At 57.9% G+C, this 309-nt stretch carries 1 protein-coding gene; it reads left to right on the top strand.

The annotated features are described in order from the left end of the window. The coding region (locus tag F0L74_RS34890; RefSeq protein ID WP_188316300.1) for an MC/SLC25 family protein at positions 1–309 on the top strand (309 nt) is incomplete at both ends.

Here is a 309-nt window from a genome sequence, read left to right as displayed (position 1 = left end):
AGCAGGTGTTCCTCGGCGGTGTTGACAAGAAGACGCAGTTCTGGCGTTACTTCGCTGGTAATCTGGCCTCCGGTGGTGCCGCCGGAGCCACCTCTCTGTGCTTCGTGTACCCCCTCGACTTCGCACGTACCCGTCTCGCCGCCGATGTCGGTAAGGGAGATGGCCAGCGTGAATTCTCCGGTCTCGGAAACTGCATCAGCAAGATCTTCAAGTCCGACGGTCTGATCGGTCTGTACAGAGGTTTCGGTGTGTCCGTGCAAGGTATCATCATCTACCGTGCCTCATACTTCGGTTTCTACGACACGGCCC

The sequence above is a fragment of the Chitinophaga agrisoli genome (assembly GCF_008386695.1).
Classification (GTDB): Bacteria; Bacteroidota; Bacteroidia; order Chitinophagales; family Chitinophagaceae; genus Chitinophaga; species Chitinophaga agrisoli.
This window is presented reverse-complemented; position numbering and strand designations above follow the sequence as displayed.